Origin of the sequence: Pseudomonas chlororaphis (genome assembly GCF_001921865.1) — a bacterium.
Lineage (GTDB): Bacteria > Pseudomonadota > Gammaproteobacteria > Pseudomonadales > Pseudomonadaceae > Aquipseudomonas > Aquipseudomonas chlororaphis_D.
The window spans coordinates 199,879-215,757 of the sequence record NZ_MSCT01000008.1 but is presented as its reverse complement, the minus strand read 5'-3'; the positions used below and the strand labels follow the sequence as shown (position 1 = coordinate 215,757).

Sequence of the window (15,879 nt, the reverse complement as noted above, 5' to 3'; positions counted from 1 at the left end):
GCGACTGGCGTGGCGGGCGAAAGTGCGGCAGTCTTAGGCACCCGAACGGGCCCCTGACGGGACCTTTATAAAAATTTCAGTGCACAAGTGTACATTCATGTCCCTTGTGCTGTGACTTTCACTACAACGCAATAGTCTATGAGTAGGCTGCCGGCTCGAGGCATGAACGCTTCGATCGGCCGGGAAGATTTGCCCCACCCTGCCGAATGGGACTATTGAGGAGCTCGCATGACCAAACAAAACGCCTTTACCCGGGAAGATCTGCTGCGCTGCAGTCGCGGTGAGCTGTTCGGCCCAGGTAACGCGCAACTGCCCGCCCCGAACATGCTGATGGTCGATCGCATCGCGCATATCAGCGAAGAAGGCGGCAAGTACGGCAAAGGTGAATTGGTCGCCGAGCTGGATATCACTCCGGACCTGTGGTTCTTCGCTTGCCACTTCGAAGGCGATCCGGTGATGCCGGGCTGCCTGGGCCTCGACGCCATGTGGCAACTGGTCGGTTTCTTCCTGGGCTGGCAAGGCCTGCCGGGCCGCGGCCGCGCCCTGGGTTCGGGCGAAGTGAAGTTCTTCGGTCAGGTGCTGCCAACCGCCAAGAAAGTCACCTATAACATTCATATCAAACGCGTCCTGAAGGGCAAGCTGAACATGGCCATCGCCGATGGTTCGGTCAGCGTCGACGGCCGCGAAATCTACACCGCCGAAGGCCTTCGGGTCGGCGTATTCACCTCCACTGACAACTTCTAAGGGTTATCCGCATGCGCCGCGTCGTTATCACTGGTCTGGGTATTGTTTCGTGCCTGGGCAATGACAAAGAGACCGTCTCCGCTAACCTGCGTGCAAGCCGCCCTGGCATCCGCTTCAACCCGGAATATGCCGAAATGGGTCTGCGTAGCCAGGTTTCCGGCTCCATTGACCTCAACCTCGAAGAGCTGATCGATCGCAAGATCTATCGCTTCGTCGGCCACGCAGCGGCTTACGCCTACCTGGCCATGAAAGACGCGATCACCGACTCCGGCCTGACCGAAGAGCAGGTTTCCAACCCGCGTACCGGCCTGATCGCCGGCTCCGGCGGCGCGTCCACCCTGAACCAGATGGAAGCGCTGGACATCCTGCGCGAGAAAGGCGTCAAGCGCGTCGGCCCGTACCGCGTTACCCGCACCATGAGCAGCACCGTTTCCGCCTGCCTGGCCACGCCGTTCAAGATCAAGGGCCTGAACTACTCCATCGCTTCTGCCTGCGCCACCAGTGCCCATTGCATCGGTACCGCCATGGAACAGATCCAGATGGGCAAGCAGGACATCGTGTTCGCCGGCGGCGGCGAAGAAGAACACTGGAGCCAGTCGTTCCTGTTCGACGCCATGGGCGCCCTGTCCAGCAAGCGCAACGACACCCCGGAAAAGGCCTCCCGCGCCTACGACGCCGACCGTGACGGTTTCGTCATCGCCGGCGGTGGCGGCATGGTCGTGGTCGAGGAGCTGGAGCACGCTCTGGCCCGTGGCGCGAAGATCTACGCCGAAATCGTTGGCTACGGCGCGACGTCCGACGGCTACGACATGGTGGCTCCGAGCGGCGAAGGTGCGATCCGTTGCATGCAGATGGCCATGTCCACCGTCGACACGCCGATCGACTACCTGAACACCCACGGCACCTCGACCCCGGTCGGCGACGTCGCGGAAATGAAGGGCGTGCGTGAAGTGTTCGGCGACAAGGCTCCGGCCATCAGCTCCACCAAGAGCCTGTCGGGCCACTCCCTGGGCGCCGCCGGCGTTCACGAAGCGATCTACTGCATGCTGATGATGGAAGGCAACTTCATTGCCGGTTCCGCCAACATCGACGAGCTGGATCCGGAAGTGGCCGATCTGCCGGTGCTGACCAAGACCCGCGAAAACGCCACCATCAACACCGTGATGAGCAACAGCTTCGGCTTCGGCGGCACCAACGCCACCCTGGTCCTGAAGCGCTGGCAGGGCAAGTAAGCCTCACTGCTTAGCCCCCATGAAAAACGCCCCGACCTTCGGGGCGTTTTTTATTGGACGACGCTCCTGCAGAACACCGCTACACCGAGAAGCGCGCCACCATGGCGTTCAGGTCCACCGCCAGCCGCGACAGTTCCTGGCTCGCCGCACTGGTCTGGTTGGCCCCGGCCGAGGTCTGCATCGCCAGATCGCGAATATTCATCAGGTTGCGGTCCACCTCCCGAGCTACCGCCGCCTGCTCCTCCGAGGCACTGGCGATTACCGTATTGCGTTCGTTGATCAGGGTGATGGCTCCGGCAATCTCCTCCAATGCCGCCCCGGCCGCCTTGGCCAACTCCAGGGTCGAACGAGCCCGGCTGTTGCTCTGCTGCATGGAACTGACCGCCTGATCGGTGCCCAGCTGGATGCCGCCGATCATCTGCTCGATTTCCTGGGTCGATTGCTGGGTGCGATGGGCCAGCGCCCGCACTTCGTCCGCCACCACCGCAAACCCGCGCCCGGCGTCCCCGGCCCGCGCCGCCTCGATGGCCGCGTTCAGCGCCAGCAGGTTGGTCTGCTCGGCCACCGAACGAATCACATCCAGTACCTTGCTGATGCCGTACACCTTCTGCGCCAGCTCTTCGACCTGGGAGGCGTTGGCCGTCACATCGTCGGCCAGGGACTCGATCGACTGCACCGTCTGCTGCACCTGCTCACGCCCGTGCTGGGCAATCCGGTCGGACTGGCGGGAGGCCTCGGAGGTCGCCACGGCATTGCTGGCCACCTCCTCCACCGCGGCGGTCATCTGGTTCACCGCGGTGGCCGCCTGCTCGATCTCCTGGCTCTGCTGGTGCAGGCCGCGGGTGGCGTCCTCGGTCACGCAACTGAGTTCTTCCGACGCGGAAGCCAACTGGCTGGACGAATCGGAGATGCGCCGGATGGTTTCCCGCAGGCTGTGCTGCATGGCCTTGAGCGCCTGCAGCAGGCGGGCCGGCTCATCCTTGCCATGGATACGGATGTCTTCGGTCAGGTCGCCGCCCGCCACCACTTCGGCCACGTTCAACGATTGCGAAAGCGGCAGGACGATGCTGCGAGTGAGCATCAGGGCCAGGATGATGGTCAGCAGGCCAGCCACCACGATCATCACGACCACCCAGACCTTGGCATTTTTGAACACCGCCCGGGCCAGTTCGGTGGCCAGGTTGGCGTTGTGCCGGTTCAAGGCCACCAATTCGTTGAGGGTGCCCGCCAGTTCGTCGGCCAGTTGGCTCATCTCGCCATTGACCACCGCCACCGCGTCCTCGACCCGCCCCTGCTGCGACAGCGCCATTACCTGGTCCTGATGCTCGAGGTAGCGTTTCTCGGCAGTCTTGTAGCGCTCGAACAGCACGCGCTCTTCCGGCAGCACGATCAGCGCGTCATAGCGCTCCTGAGCCGTCGTCATGCCGCGCTTGATCTCGTTGAGCTTGCTTTCGTTCTGGGCCAGGGCCTGGGGGGCACGGTTGATCAGCAAGCGCATGGTCAGCACACGGATCCGCAACAGGTCCTGATTCATTTCGCCCACCGACATCACACTGGGCAGCCAGTTGTTGTCGACCTCGTCGGATTGCGCGCGCATGTTCGACATCTGTAGCAGGGCAAACGCCCCCAGGCCAAACACCATCAACGCCAACAAGCCGAAACCCAGGCTCGCGCGCGGCGCAATATTCAGATTCCTGATGCTCATTCTCCGGTTCCTTCCAAAAACGCTGCATTCGCCATGCAGCGGGCTGCTCTTGAAAGTATCGGGTCATGGAAAATTTGCTTAAGACGAAAACGTGATATCAAAACGCCCAAGCACTCCAATGCTCGAGCGTAAACGATTCAGCGCACAGTAAAACGCTGCTGCGCCAGCAAACGATCGCCCTGGAACACCATAAAACGCCACTCGCCGGGGATCGCCTCATGAGTCTCGGTGAACTCGTAGGCCATGATGTCCTGCGGCGCGCCCGGCACCAGTTTCTGGGTCACTTCGAACTTGTCGTGACGCAGGCCGTCCGGGGTCCGGATACCCGGGGTGAAATACAGCAGGGTCAGCGGCACATCGTCGGCCACCTTGCCGACCAGCTGGTAACGCAGGCCGAACTTGGTGCCCAGCCTGGCAGGCACGATCTCGGTCTGCTCGATCTTCTCGTTGCTGCGACGCAGCACCCGCTCGCCGGACTGCAACGCGGCCTTCGGCCCCTCGAACACTCCATATTCCACCGGGCCTTCGACACGGACTTCGGCATTGGCCAGGCCACTGAGCAGCATCAGCGCCGCCAATGCGCTTAAACGGGTGAGGTGCATATCGCGCTCCTTGATTGAGATGGCGCGAGCCTATGACGCAGGCATGACAGGCTGATGACAGATCATCATCACCGCCATCGGCTCTCTTCAGGCAAAGCGCGCCCCTGGTGGCACGGCGCGGAAAAAGTGGAACGCACAGACAGCGCAATGCTCTATAACTGCAACACCTTTTCAACGTCCGTTTCTATCACTCACCACTGCCCGAGGTCCGCCATGACTATCACCGTCAACACCGAATCCAGCGAAGGTTTCCGCCACAGCATCCAGATCGACGATCATCAACTGTTCGCCGACCTGCCCAAGACCCTGGGCGGCGAAGGCTCCGCGCCGGAACCCCACGGCTTTTTCGACGCCGCGCTGGGCGCCTGCAAGGCCCTGACTCTCAAGCTGTATGCGCAGAAAAAACAGATTCCGCTGACCGGGGTGACGGTCGAGGTCAAGCACGACAACAGCCAGGAGCAGAAAGGCCAATACGCGCTGCACGTCAAGCTGACCCTCAAGGGCGTGCTGACCGACGCCCAACGCGAGGAACTGCATCGCGTCGCCGACCGTTGCCCGATCCACAAGCTGATGACCACCGCCGAAGTCAGCATCGAGACCCACCTCTCCGAAGGCGCGTTCAGCCAATAACGCCATGGCTCGCACAAGCGGGTTATGCTCCCGGGCATAACCCGAACAGCCTGGAATCCACCATGAACACACCGCTCGTGATCCGCCCCCGCGCCGAGGACGTCGAAGGCCAACCGATCCTGCGTCCGCTGCCCTCGGCCCAATGCCGCAGCGTCGGGCCCTTCGTGTTTTTCGATCACATGCTGCCCACCCGCTATCCGGCGGGCAAAGGCATGAATATCCGCCAGCACCCGCATATCGGCCTGTCGACACTGACCTACCTGTTCCAGGGCCAGATCCAGCACAAGGACAGCCTGGGCTCCGACCAGGTGGTGAACCAGGGGGATGTCAGCTGGATGACCGCCGGCAGCGCCATCGCCCATGTCGAACGCACCCCGCAGGCGCTGCTCGACAGCGATTTCGGCATGCACGGCCTACAAGTCTGGCTGGCCTCGCCCAAGGCCCATGAACAAGGCCCGGGGCACTACAGCCATCACCCGGCCGCGACCTTGCCGGTGAGCGACAACCTCGGGGTAACGATCCGCATGATCGCCGGCACCGGCTTCTGCCTGGAGTCGCCGGTTCCCGTGCTCTCCCCGACCCTGTATGCCGAACTGCACCTGCAGACGGCGACGACCCTGCTGATCCCCGCCGAACACGAGGAGCGCGCGCTGTACGTGCTCGAGGGCGACGCCCAGCTGGACGGCGAGCCTGTCGAAGCCCATGCCTTGGTGATCCTGCCCGCAGGGACCACCCCGACACTGTTCGCCGACAGCGACTGCCATGCCGTGCTGTTCGGCGGGGCGCCGCTGGACGGGGCGCGTCGCATCAACTGGAACTTCGTTTCCAGCGACCCGGCGCGCATCGACGAAGCACGCCAACGCTGGGCCGCGGGCGACTGGCCGACGGTGCCGGGGGAAAGCGAACGAATCGAGCTGCCCAAAGGCAAGACGCCGCCGCACCCCCTGTAGCCGGTGGCGCGGCCTGTACAGGACCACGCAACGAGGCACCGGCTGGCCACGCGCGGTTGCGGCTGATGGAATCCCGGCCTAAGGTCCAAACGATGCATTGCCCGCGACCGGTGCGCGACGACTCGCCGCCGATCGCTGTCCATCCAGCGCCACTGCGCGCAGCGAGGTGACGACATGCCAAACGACTCCCGTCCCGCCGTGCTCGAACTGATCGGCAACACGCCGCTGGTGCGTGTCAGCCGCTTCGATACCGGCCCCTGTACCCTGTTTCTCAAGCTGGAATCGCAGAACCCCGGCGGTTCGATCAAGGACCGCATCGGCCTGGCGATGATCGACGCCGCCGAGCGCGACGGCCGCCTGCGCCCCGGCGGCACCATAGTCGAGGCCACCGCCGGCAACACCGGCCTGGGCCTGGCCCTGGTCGGCCGCGCCAAGGGCTACCGGGTCGTGCTGGTGGTGCCGGACAAGATGTCCACCGAGAAGGTCCTGCACCTCAAGGCGATGGGCGCCGAAGTGCACATCACCCGTTCCGACGTGGGCAAGGGCCACCCCGAGTATTATCAGGACGTGGCGGCGAAACTCGCGGGGGAAATTCCCGGGGCCTTTTTCGCCGACCAGTTCAACAACCCGGCCAATCCACTGGCCCACGAATGCAGCACCGCGCCGGAAATCTGGGCACAGACCCAACACGATGTGGACGCCATCGTGGTCGGCGTCGGTTCCGCCGGCACGCTGACCGGCCTGACTCGCTTCTTCCGCCGGGTACAGCCAGACCTGGCCATGGTCCTGGCCGATCCGACGGGCTCGGTGATGGCCGAGTACAGCCGCAGCGGCACCCTGGGCACCCCTGGTTCCTGGGCCGTGGAAGGCATCGGCGAAGACTTCATTCCGTCTATTGCCGACCTGTCCAGCGTGCGCCGCGCCTATTCGATCAGCGACGAGGAAAGCTTCGACCACGCCCGACAGTTGCTGCGCGCCGAGGGCATTCTCGGCGGTTCCTCGACCGGCACCCTGCTGGCGGCGGCCCTGCGCTACTGCCGCGAGCAGACCGAACCGAAACGGGTGGTCAGCTTCGTCTGCGACACCGGCACCCGCTACTTGTCGAAGGTCTATAACGACCAATGGATGAACGACCAGGGCCTGCTGCAACCCAAGCGCTACGGCGACCTGCGCGACCTGATCGCCCGGCGCTTCGAGGACGGCCGGGTGATCAGCGTGGGCCCGGACGACACCCTGCTCACCGCCTTCCAGCGCATGCGCCTGGCCGATGTCTCGCAACTGCCGGTTCTGGTGGACGGCCAGCGGTTGGTGGGGGTGATCGACGAATCGGATATCCTGCTGGGCGTGCACGAAGACGCCGCGCACTTTCGCAAGCACGTGGCCAGCGCCATGACCGATCAATTGGAAACCCTACCTCCGGACGCCAGCCTGGCCGAGCTGGAGGCGGAACTCGACCGCGGCCTGGTGGCGATCATCCAGGATTCCGCAGGCTTCCATGGCCTGATTACCCGGGTCGACATGCTCAACCACTTACGGAGATCCCTGCCATGAGCCAACACGATGAAAACGCCGCACCGCGGGCCTTCGCCACGCGGGTGATCCATGCCGGACAAACCCCCGACCCGTCCACCGGGGCGCTGATGCCGCCGATCTACGCCAACTCCACCTACGCCCAGCAAAGCCCCGGGGTGCACAAGGGCCTCGACTACGGGCGCTCGCACAACCCCACGCGCTGGGCGCTGGAGCGTTGCGTGGCGGACCTCGAGGGCGGCACCCAGGCCTTTGCCTTCGCCTCCGGGCTGGCGGCGATTTCCACCGTGCTCGAACTGCTCGACGCCGGCGCGCACATCGTCTCCGGCAACGACCTATACGGCGGCACCTTCCGCCTGCTCGACAAGGTGCGCCAGCGCAGCGCCGGGCATCGTTTCAGCTTCGTCGACCTGACCGATCTCTCGGCCTTTGAAGCAGCGTTGCAGGACGACACGCGGATGGTCATGGTCGAGACACCGAGCAATCCCCTGCTGCGCCTCATCGATCTCGCCGCCATCGCCCGGATCTGCCGGGCCCGGGGCATCGTCTGCGTGGCCGACAATACCTTCGCCAGCCCGTGGATCCAGCGCCCGCTGGAGCTGGGTTTCGATATCGTGCTGCACTCGACGACCAAATACCTGAACGGCCACTCCGACGTAATCGGCGGCATCGCCGTGGTCGGACAGAACCCTGACCTGGCCGAGCGCCTGGGCTTCCTGCAGAACGCCGTGGGGGCGATCGCCGGACCGTTCGACGCCTTCCTCACCCTGCGCGGGGTGAAGACCCTGGCGCTGCGCATGGAGCGCCACTGCAGCAATGCCCTGGAATTGGCGCAATGGCTGGAGCGCCAGCCGCAGGTGGCGCGGGTCTACTACCCCGGCCTGCCCTCGCACCCGCAGCACGAACTGGCACGGCGGCAGATGCACGGCTTCGGCGGGATGATTTCCCTCGACCTGGACTGCGACCTGGCCGGCGCCAGGCGCTTTCTGGAAAACGTACGGATCTTCGCCCTGGCCGAGAGCCTGGGCGGCGTGGAAAGCCTGATCGAGCACCCGGCGATCATGACCCACGCCACCATCCCCGCCCAAACCCGGGCACAGCTGGGCATCGGCGACGGGCTGGTGCGCCTGTCGGTGGGGGTCGAGGACGTCGAGGATCTGCGCGCCGACCTGGCCCAGGCGCTGGCCCGGATCTGAAACAGGCCCGATAAAAAGCCCGTACGGTACGAGGCGGCTCCCAGGGAGCAACCTCGTACCGTACGGGCTTGGCGTTCCCGGGGCTCAGCCCTTGAACACTTCGTCCAGCAGATTGTGCATCGAGGTGAAGGCCCGGCCCGCGGTCTTGGCGTCGTACATCATCTTGCCCGGCACATTGGCATGCGGATCGGTGAAGGAATGCACCGCGCCGCCGTAGCTCAGCAACTGCCAGTCGACGCCCGCTGCGTCCATTTCCGCTTCGAAGGCCGGCAATTGCTCTGCCGGCACCAGCGGGTCGGCGGCGCCATGCAGCACCAAGACCGCCCCCTTGATGTTCCGCGCATCGGCTGGGTTCGGCGTATCCAGGGTGCCGTGGAAGGACACCGCGGCTTTCACCGGCGCTCCGCTGCGCGCCAGCTCCAGGGAGCAGCAGCCGCCGAAGCAGAAGCCGAAGGTGGCCAGCTTCGCCTTATCCACCGCCGCCTCCTGCTGGTTTTGCAAGGCCTCGAAAGCCGCCTGCATGCGCTTGCGCAACAGAGCGCGATCATTCTTCAACGGCATCATCGCCGCGCCCGCCTCGTCGCCGTTGCTCGGGCGCACGGTTTGCCCGTACAGGTCGGCGATCAGCACCACGTACCCCTTGGCCGCCACCGCTTCGGCGATCTTCTCGGCACCGGCGCCGACACCCATCCAGTTCGGCGCCATCAACAGCCCCGGGCGCGGCCCCTGCTGGCTGGCATCGAATGCCAGGCGGCTTTCATAGGATTGACCATCGATCTGGTAGACCAGGGAACGAACGGTAACTTGGCTCATTTCAGACTCCTGATTGGATAACACCGGAATGAAAAAACCCGCCGAAGCGGGTTTTTCTTGCAACGTGATTAAACCGACAGTTCAACCAGCAGCTTGTTCAGGCGGCGCACATAGGCGGCCGGGTCCTTCAAGCTGTCGCCGGCAGCCAGGGCTGCCTGATCGAAGAGGATGTGCGACAGATCGCCGAAACGCTCGTCGCTCTGTTCGCCGTCGAGCTTCTCGATCAACGGGTGCGCCGGGTTGAATTCGAAGATCGGCTTGGAATCCGGGACCTTCTGCCCGCTGGCCTCGAGGATCTGGCGCATTTGCAGGCCCAGGTCCTGTTCGCCGATCGCCAGGATCGCCGGGGAGTCGGTCAGGCGATGGGAAACCCGTACTTCGCTGACCGTATCGCCCAGGGCGGTCTTGATCCGCTCCACCAGGCCTTCCTTACTCTTGGCGACTTCTTGCGCGGCTTTCTTGTCCTCTTCCGAGTCCAGGTTGCCGAGGTCCAGGTCGCCACGGGCCACGTCGACAAAACCCTTGCCGTCGAAGTCGCTCAGGTAGCTCATCAGCCACTCGTCGATGCGGTCGGTGAGCAGCAGCACTTCGATGCCTTTCTTACGGAAGACTTCAAGGTGCGGGCTGTTCTTGACCTGGGCGTAGGTTTCGCCGGTGAGGTAGTAGATCTTGTCCTGGCCTTCCTTGGCGCGCGCCAGGTACTCGGCCAGGGATACATTCTGCTCGCCGTCGTCGCCCTGGGTGGAGGCGAAACGCAGCAGGCCGGCGATCTTTTCCTTGTTGGCGAAGTCTTCGGCCGGGCCTTCCTTCATCACCTGGCCGAAGTTCTTCCAGAAGCCCTTGTATTGCTCAGGCTCGTTCTTCGCCAGTTTTTCCAGCATGTCCAGCACGCGCTTGGTCAGCGCCGACTTCATCGAGTCGATGATCGGGTCTTTCTGCAGGATTTCCCGCGACACGTTCAGCGACAGGTCGTTGGAGTCGACCACGCCCTTGATGAAGCGCAGGTACAGCGGCAGGAAGGATTCCGCCTGGTCCATCACGAACACGCGTTGCACGTACAGCTTCAGGCCTTTCGGCGCTTCGCGCTGGTACAGGTCGAACGGCGCGCGAGCCGGCACGTAAAGCAGCGAGCTGTACTCCAGCTTGCCCTCGACCTTGTTATGGCTCCAGCTCAGCGGGTTCTCGAAGTCGTGGGCGATGTGCTTGTAGAACTCCTGGTATTCCGCATCCGTGACGTCGGTGCGCGGACGGGTCCACAGGGCGCTGGCGCGGTTGACGGTTTCCCATTCCAGCGCAGGCGGCTCTTCGCCTTCGGCGGCGGCAGCCTCTTTAGGCAGCTCGATCGGCAAAGCGATGTGGTCGGAGTACTTCTTGATGATGTTGCGCAGGCGCCAGCCATCGGCGAACTCGTCTTCGCCGGATTTCAGGTGCAGGACGATACGGGTGCCGCGCTCGGCCTTGTCGATGGTCGCGACCTCGAACTCGCCCTCGCCTTTGGAGGACCAGTGCACGCCTTCGCTGGCGGCGGTGCCGGCACGACGGCTGAACACATCGACCTTGTCGGCGACGATAAACGCGGAATAGAAGCCCACGCCGAACTGACCGATCAGGTGCGAGTCCTTCTTCTGGTCGCCCGTGAGGTTCTTCATGAAGTCGGCGGTGCCGGACTTGGCGATGGTCCCCAAGTGGGTGATCACATCTTCGCGGCTCATGCCGATGCCGTTGTCTTCGAGGGTGACGGTCTTGGCGTCCTTGTCGAAGCTCACACGGATTTTCAGCTCCGCGCCACCTTCCAGCAACTCAGGCTTGGACAGGGCTTCGAAGCGCAATTTGTCGACGGCGTCGGAGGCGTTCGAGATCAATTCGCGAAGGAAGATTTCCTTGTTGGAATACAGCGAATGGATCATGAGGTGCAGCAGCTGCTTTACCTCGGTCTGGAAGCCCAGGGTTTCCTTTTGAGTTTCCACACTCATGGTCATCAAACTCCAATCAGATGGCATAAGCCGCGCCCGGAGGGCTGACGGCGGGATGTCCTCAGAGTTGGGGGCTATGCCTGAGATTTCAAGGGCCAGGACGTTCTTCAAGTTTGAAATGTGCCCGGGCCGTGGCAATCGGCTCCTCCATGCGGCTCTGCCAGGCGGTAATCGCCACGTTGGCGACGCGCCGCCCCTGGCGGCCTACCTGGCACCTGGCGTAGGTATCGCGAAACTGCCCGGCGCGCAGATAGTCGAGGGAAAAATCGATGATCTTCGGCACGCCCGGCGCTCCGGTATAAATCAGCAGGTGCAGCGCCGCCGCCAGTTCCATGAAGCCGGCGATGACCCCGCCGTGCAGGGCCGGCAGCAGCGGATTGCCGATATTGTCCGGGTTGGCGGGCAAGCGGAACAGCAACTCGTCGCCCTGTCGCGAACACTCGATACCGATCAGCCGGGCATAAGGAATCAATTGCAGCAGCTGCACATAATCGCCCTGCTCATGGGCCTGTTGCAGTTGCGCCTGGAAATCGTCGCTCATGGTTTCTCACCCTTGATCGCACCGGCAAACCCTTTGCTGCCCTTGATGGCCTTGCCCATGCGCATGAAAGTACCGACCACATGGGCGATGGGCTGTTCGGGATCATCCTGGTAGGCAAAACCGCGGGTGAAAATGACATCGGTGGTCACCCGATAGCACTGGGCGAAGCCATAGACGCTTTTGCCCGGCTGCGCCGGGTGCATGTAATCGATGCGCAGGTCCAGGGTCGGGCAGACCTCGAACTCCGGCAAGACACACAATGTGGCCATGCCGCAGGCGGTGTCCATCAACGAGGTCAGCGCGCCGCCATGGATCACTCCGGTCTGTGGATTACCGACAATATGCGGGCTGTAAGGCAGCACCAGGGTAATGCCGTCCGTCGAGGCACTGTGCACGCCCAGCGCCAGTACCTGGCAATGGCGCAACGCCGACAGGAATCGCCTCGCACGCTCAAAAACAGGGTTCTGCTCCATAACGCAACTCTCTGTAGGCGACAAAACCGTTCAGTTGACACAGTAGGTAAAAGTTCAATATTGCTGGCACTTTATATATCTTCGAATTTCAAGGAACTTAACCCGTAGAGCCGCGCTCGAAAGGCCAGAAGATATCTTCAATAAGGAGAAACACCCCATGCGTAAGACTTTAGCTATTGCCTTGATGTTGACCGCTTCCCTCGGTCTCGCTGCGTGCGATAAAAAATCCGAGGACAAAGCTCAAGATGCCAACCAACATGCTGAGCAAGCTCAACAGAAAATGAACGAAGCTCAGGATAAAGTGAACGAAGCGGCAAAAGAAAACGCCGAAGCAGCCAAAGATCAGGTTGATTCGAACAAAGCAGCGGCCGAAGAAGCTGCCAAGGAAGCCGCTCCTAAAACCAACTAATCCGGTTTTAGTGCAGCAACAATAAAACCCGCCGAGTGCGGGTTTTATTTTGCCTGGAATATTCTCTAAGCCAGCAGGCTGCGCAAAGTCGGACTAAGCATCAGCAATAACGAACAGAGCAGGCCGATAAACCAGATCAGGCTGCGTTGCCACGCCAGGTCCGCCCAATAGCACAGCAGATAGATGATCCGCGTGATCACGAAGACGATCGCCAGAGCATCGATCAACCAACCCTGAGTCTGGGTGGTATGGGCCATCAGTACCCCTACCGCAAACAAGATGAACGCTTCGAAACTGTTCTGGTGCGCCGCCACCGCGCGCGCGCCGAACCCAGTCAGGGCGGCCTGTTGCTGGCGCGGCAGGTGGTTGTCGTAACCGCCCTGCTCTTTCATGGCCCTGGCCACCGGCATGCGCGCCACGTAAATCAGCAGCGCGCTGATAAACACGCACCAGAACGCAATACTCATCAGACCGTCTCCTTGTTCACCTCAGGCAATGGCGCCTCTGTAGGGGTATAGACCATCACGTCCAGCACGTCGGAATGAAACTCCCGGCGGTACAGCACCAGCACCACCCCCGTGCTCATCAGCATGAACAGCCAGGGGCTGACGAACCAGACCAGCATGCTCATCCCGAAGTAATAGGAACGCAGGCCGAAGTTGAACTGGTTGGCGGCCATGGAAATCACCCGCGCGGCGCGCTGGGCAAAGGCTTTACGCTCCTGCTCGGACACATGCCGCTCACCGATCATCGGCGCCGAACCGACGAGAATGGCTGCGAAGTTGTATTGGCGCATGCACCAGCTGAAGGTGAAGAAGGCATAGACGAACACCAGCGCCAGGCACAACAGCTTGATCTCCGACATGCCCTGGGAAGCCTGCTGCACCATGGGAATGTCGGCCAGCAGCGACACAGCACGCTCGGAAGCACCGAGCACCGTGAGGATACCGGCGAGGATAATCAGGGTGCTGGAGGCAAAGAACGAGGCGTTGCGTTCCAGATTGCCGATCACGCTGGCGTCGGCGATACGGTTGTCGCGCAGCAGCATGCGGCGCATCCAGTCTTCCCGGTACAGGTGCAACACGCTGGCCAGGCACGCGGTGTCGCGGCCCTTCCATGTGGCGTAGCGGGTATAGCCGCCCCAGCAGATGACAAACCAGAGGGCGGCGATCAGATGAATCAGGTTGGCTTCGACGAACGACATGCAGGTTCCCGGATAGCGTTGGCGGAGTGATGCAACAGGCACTGCCTTCGACGCCGCTCAAGGGAAAAAGACACCCTGCGCCGCCCATAAAAAATGCCCCGTATCGCAGGATACGGGGCATTTTTTATGGGCGTTGCGCCCGCTCATGACGGGCGCAACGCAGGTAACGGCTTAGGCCAGCGCTTCGCTGCGCTTGCCCAGCAGGCGATCGCAGACCACCGCGACCACCAGGGTCATGACCGAAGGTACCAACCAGGCCAGGCCTTGCTCGCTCAGCGGCAGATGAGCCAACTGGCTTGGCATCCAGTCCGCCAGGCCCGCGCCCTTGAGCGCGTCGATCAGGCCGAACAGGAAAGACACCAGCATCACCGGACCGACGATACGGCCCTGCTCATGCCAGAAGTCCTTGCAGAAGCTCAGGGCCACCAAGGCGATGCACGGCGGGTAGATAGCAGTCAGCACCGGAATGGAGAAGGCAATCAGCTTGGTCAGGCCCAGGTTGGAGACCAGCAGCGAGAACGCCGCGAGGATCACCACCAGGGTCTTGTACGACAGCGGCAGGACGCGGCTGAAGTATTCAGCGCAGGCGCAGGTCAGGCCGACCGCGGTCACCAGGCAGGCCAGGGAAATCAGCACCGCGAGAAAACCGCTGCCCAGGGAGCCGAATGTATGTTGCACATAAGCGTGCAACACCGCCGCGCCGTTGGTGGCGCCGGCCGCGACTTCATGGCTGCCCGAGCCCAGGCGGAACAGGCTGACGTACACCAGGGCCAGCCCAACGCCGGCAATCAGCCCGGCGATGATCGCGTAGCGGGTGATCAGCCGCGGCGACTCGACGCCGCGGGAGCGGATGGCGTTGACGATGACAATGCCGAATACCAGCGCGCCCAGGGTGTCCATGGTCAGGTAACCGTTGATAAAGCCCTGGGAGAATGGCGCCGCGACGTATTCCGGGGTAGCGGTACCGATATCGCCGGCCGGCAAGGCGAACGCGGCGATGCCCAGGACAGCCAGGGCGATGATCTTCAGCGGCGCGAGAAAACGCCCAACGGTGTCCAGCAGGCGTCCCGGGTAGAGGGAGATGAAGAACACCAGCAGGAAATAGACCGAACTGTAGAGGAACAGCGCCAACGGGCTTTCGCCGGTCAGGGGCGCCAGGCCCACTTCGAAGGACACGGTCGCGGTACGCGGCGTGGCGAACAGCGGACCTACCGCCAGGTAGCAGACCGCCGCCAGCAGGCCACCGGCGATCTTGCCGATCGGACTGCTCAACGCATCCATCGCCCCACCGACCTTGGCCAGGGCGACGACAGTGATCACCGGCAGGCCTACCGCGGTGATCAGAAAGCCCAGCGCCGCGATCCAGACGTTAGGTCCGGACTGCAAGCCGACGATAGGCGGGAAGATGATGTTGCCTGCCCCGACGAACAGGGCAAAGGTCATGAAACCAAGTGCCAGAATGTCCTGGCCTTTCAACACTTTCATTAAGGAAATACCACACTACTGAATCGGAATTTAGAGAGGGATTTCCCTTATGGGTGAGGGAAATGCTGTCGATCCGTATAGGACCGACCCGTTTAGCGCGCAGCTTCCTTGTGGGACGCAGACGCAAAATAGGCGGCTAGCCTACCGAATTGGTAAGACAAACGCACTGTTAGAGGGCGAACTGTCCGATAAGCGACATTTCCATGTCGCGTTTATGTAGATAAATAGCCATTAGCCATAACAGTCCCGTCAAAAACAGCCCCTGTAGGAGCAGCTCGCGATCCGCGCAGCGGCCATGCCCAGACGGGCCCTATCGCGAGCAAGCTCGCTCCTGCAAGTAACGTTCACCCCTGCATGGGGCTGCCTCAGAAACGACAAAGGCCACCCGAAGG

Annotated in this window: 16 protein-coding genes and 1 pseudogene; 7 read left to right on the top strand and 10 right to left on the bottom strand. The window is 62.6% G+C overall.

Features of this window, described 5'->3' with window-relative positions; translation table 11 throughout:
• Positions 1-228: 228 nt before the first annotated feature.
• Together fabA and fabB are read left to right on the top strand one after the other, a co-directional pair.
• Positions 229-744, top strand: coding sequence for a 3-hydroxyacyl-[acyl-carrier-protein] dehydratase FabA (fabA, locus tag BTN82_RS08195; RefSeq protein ID WP_038996198.1), 516 nt, complete (start codon positions 229-231; stop codon positions 742-744).
• 11 nt (positions 745-755) lie between these two features.
• The gene (fabB, locus tag BTN82_RS08190) at positions 756-1,976 is read left to right on the top strand and encodes a beta-ketoacyl-ACP synthase I (RefSeq protein ID WP_075118650.1); all 1,221 of its coding nucleotides are present in this window, start codon (positions 756-758) and stop codon (positions 1,974-1,976) included.
• A 79-nt stretch (positions 1,977-2,055) separates the two neighbouring features.
• On the opposite strand, the gene BTN82_RS31815 is transcribed toward fabB, so the two are convergent.
• The 3 genes and pseudogenes from BTN82_RS31815 to BTN82_RS08180 form a co-directional block, all read right to left on the bottom strand.
• Positions 2,056-2,919, bottom strand: a complete 864-nt coding sequence (locus BTN82_RS31815) for a methyl-accepting chemotaxis protein (RefSeq protein WP_410002795.1) — start codon at positions 2,917-2,919, stop codon at positions 2,056-2,058.
• Positions 2,911-3,681, bottom strand: a pseudogene (locus BTN82_RS31810) (MCP four helix bundle domain-containing protein); the annotation flags it as partial. The pseudogene BTN82_RS31810 and the gene BTN82_RS31815, both read right to left, overlap by 9 nt.
• A 137-nt stretch (positions 3,682-3,818) precedes the next feature.
• Positions 3,819-4,283: a DUF3859 domain-containing protein gene (locus BTN82_RS08180; RefSeq protein WP_075118648.1), complete on the bottom strand. Its 465-nt coding sequence runs from the start codon at positions 4,281-4,283 to the stop codon at positions 3,819-3,821.
• A gap of 213 nt (positions 4,284-4,496) precedes the next feature.
• On the opposite strand from BTN82_RS08180, the gene BTN82_RS08175 reads away from it, so the two are divergent.
• The 4 genes from BTN82_RS08175 (at position 4,497) to BTN82_RS08160 (ending at position 8,589) form a co-directional block, all read left to right on the top strand.
• Complete coding sequence (locus tag BTN82_RS08175) at positions 4,497-4,913, top strand: OsmC family protein (RefSeq protein WP_075118647.1); 417 nt, start codon at positions 4,497-4,499, stop codon at positions 4,911-4,913.
• Positions 4,914-4,975: 62 nt separating this feature from the next.
• Entirely contained in the window at positions 4,976-5,863 is an 888-nt protein-coding gene (locus tag BTN82_RS08170) for a pirin family protein (RefSeq protein ID WP_075118646.1), read from the top strand.
• A 174-nt stretch (positions 5,864-6,037) separates the two neighbouring features.
• Positions 6,038-7,414 (top strand): pyridoxal-phosphate dependent enzyme, encoded by a 1,377-nt coding sequence (locus tag BTN82_RS08165; protein ID WP_075118645.1) that lies wholly within the window; start codon positions 6,038-6,040, stop codon positions 7,412-7,414.
• The gene (locus BTN82_RS08160) at positions 7,411-8,589 is read left to right on the top strand and encodes a trans-sulfuration enzyme family protein (protein WP_075118644.1); all 1,179 of its coding nucleotides are present in this window, start codon (positions 7,411-7,413) and stop codon (positions 8,587-8,589) included. The genes BTN82_RS08165 and BTN82_RS08160 overlap by 4 nt, the downstream gene beginning before the upstream one ends.
• Before the next feature lie 84 nt (positions 8,590-8,673).
• Here the strand turns inward: BTN82_RS08160 and BTN82_RS08155 are convergent, their stop codons facing one another.
• From BTN82_RS08155 to BTN82_RS08140, 4 genes are all read right to left on the bottom strand, one after another.
• Positions 8,674-9,402 (bottom strand): dienelactone hydrolase family protein, encoded by a 729-nt coding sequence (locus BTN82_RS08155; RefSeq protein WP_075118643.1) that lies wholly within the window; start codon positions 9,400-9,402, stop codon positions 8,674-8,676.
• Positions 9,403-9,470: 68 nt separating this feature from the next.
• Entirely contained in the window at positions 9,471-11,375 is a 1,905-nt protein-coding gene (htpG, locus tag BTN82_RS08150; protein ID WP_075118965.1) for a molecular chaperone HtpG, read from the bottom strand.
• A gap of 88 nt (positions 11,376-11,463) precedes the next feature.
• Complete coding sequence (locus BTN82_RS08145) at positions 11,464-11,916, bottom strand: PaaI family thioesterase (protein ID WP_075118642.1); 453 nt, start codon at positions 11,914-11,916, stop codon at positions 11,464-11,466.
• Positions 11,913-12,389, bottom strand: coding sequence for a PaaI family thioesterase (locus BTN82_RS08140; protein ID WP_075118641.1), 477 nt, complete (start codon positions 12,387-12,389; stop codon positions 11,913-11,915). Before BTN82_RS08140 ends, BTN82_RS08145 begins: the two co-directional genes overlap by 4 nt.
• Positions 12,390-12,546: 157 nt before the next feature.
• Here BTN82_RS08140 and BTN82_RS08135 point away from each other — a divergent pair, with 157 nt between their 5' ends.
• Complete coding sequence (locus tag BTN82_RS08135) at positions 12,547-12,798, top strand: hypothetical protein (RefSeq protein WP_075118640.1); 252 nt, start codon at positions 12,547-12,549, stop codon at positions 12,796-12,798.
• A gap of 65 nt (positions 12,799-12,863) precedes the next feature.
• Here BTN82_RS08135 and BTN82_RS08130 read toward each other — a convergent pair whose 3' ends face one another.
• From BTN82_RS08130 to brnQ, 3 genes are all read right to left on the bottom strand, one after another.
• Positions 12,864-13,265, bottom strand: a complete 402-nt coding sequence (locus tag BTN82_RS08130; RefSeq protein ID WP_075118639.1) for an MAPEG family protein — start codon at positions 13,263-13,265, stop codon at positions 12,864-12,866.
• Positions 13,265-14,002, bottom strand: a complete 738-nt coding sequence (locus BTN82_RS08125; protein WP_075118638.1) for a DUF599 domain-containing protein — start codon at positions 14,000-14,002, stop codon at positions 13,265-13,267. The genes BTN82_RS08130 and BTN82_RS08125 overlap by 1 nt, the downstream gene beginning before the upstream one ends.
• Before the next feature lie 171 nt (positions 14,003-14,173).
• Positions 14,174-15,487: a branched-chain amino acid transport system II carrier protein gene (gene brnQ / locus BTN82_RS08120; protein WP_075118637.1), complete on the bottom strand. Its 1,314-nt coding sequence runs from the start codon at positions 15,485-15,487 to the stop codon at positions 14,174-14,176.
• Positions 15,488-15,879: the final 392 nt, after the last annotated feature.

Bases quoted from the DNA above. Each gene is read 5' to 3' on its own strand.
- BTN82_RS08135 (WP_075118640.1), top strand. From the start codon at position 12,547: ATGCGTAAGACTTTAGCTATTGCCTTGATGTTGACCGCTTCCCTCGGT.
- BTN82_RS31815 (WP_410002795.1), bottom strand. From the start codon at position 2,919: ATGCAGCACAGCCTGCGGGAAACCATCCGGCGCATCTCCGATTCGTCC.
- fabB (WP_075118650.1), top strand. From the start codon at position 756: ATGCGCCGCGTCGTTATCACTGGTCTGGGTATTGTTTCGTGCCTGGGC.
- BTN82_RS08145 (WP_075118642.1), bottom strand. From the start codon at position 11,916: ATGAGCGACGATTTCCAGGCGCAACTGCAACAGGCCCATGAGCAGGGC.
- BTN82_RS08140 (WP_075118641.1), bottom strand. From the start codon at position 12,389: ATGGAGCAGAACCCTGTTTTTGAGCGTGCGAGGCGATTCCTGTCGGCG.
- brnQ (WP_075118637.1), bottom strand. From the start codon at position 15,487: ATGAAAGTGTTGAAAGGCCAGGACATTCTGGCACTTGGTTTCATGACC.
- fabA (WP_038996198.1), top strand. From the start codon at position 229: ATGACCAAACAAAACGCCTTTACCCGGGAAGATCTGCTGCGCTGCAGT.
- BTN82_RS08130 (WP_075118639.1), bottom strand. From the start codon at position 13,265: ATGAGTATTGCGTTCTGGTGCGTGTTTATCAGCGCGCTGCTGATTTAC.
- BTN82_RS08160 (WP_075118644.1), top strand. From the start codon at position 7,411: ATGAGCCAACACGATGAAAACGCCGCACCGCGGGCCTTCGCCACGCGG.
- BTN82_RS08125 (WP_075118638.1), bottom strand. From the start codon at position 14,002: ATGTCGTTCGTCGAAGCCAACCTGATTCATCTGATCGCCGCCCTCTGG.
- BTN82_RS08180 (WP_075118648.1), bottom strand. From the start codon at position 4,283: ATGCACCTCACCCGTTTAAGCGCATTGGCGGCGCTGATGCTGCTCAGT.
- BTN82_RS08165 (WP_075118645.1), top strand. From the start codon at position 6,038: ATGCCAAACGACTCCCGTCCCGCCGTGCTCGAACTGATCGGCAACACG.
- htpG (WP_075118965.1), bottom strand. From the start codon at position 11,375: ATGAGTGTGGAAACTCAAAAGGAAACCCTGGGCTTCCAGACCGAGGTA.
- BTN82_RS08155 (WP_075118643.1), bottom strand. From the start codon at position 9,402: ATGAGCCAAGTTACCGTTCGTTCCCTGGTCTACCAGATCGATGGTCAA.
- BTN82_RS08170 (WP_075118646.1), top strand. From the start codon at position 4,976: ATGAACACACCGCTCGTGATCCGCCCCCGCGCCGAGGACGTCGAAGGC.
- BTN82_RS08175 (WP_075118647.1), top strand. From the start codon at position 4,497: ATGACTATCACCGTCAACACCGAATCCAGCGAAGGTTTCCGCCACAGC.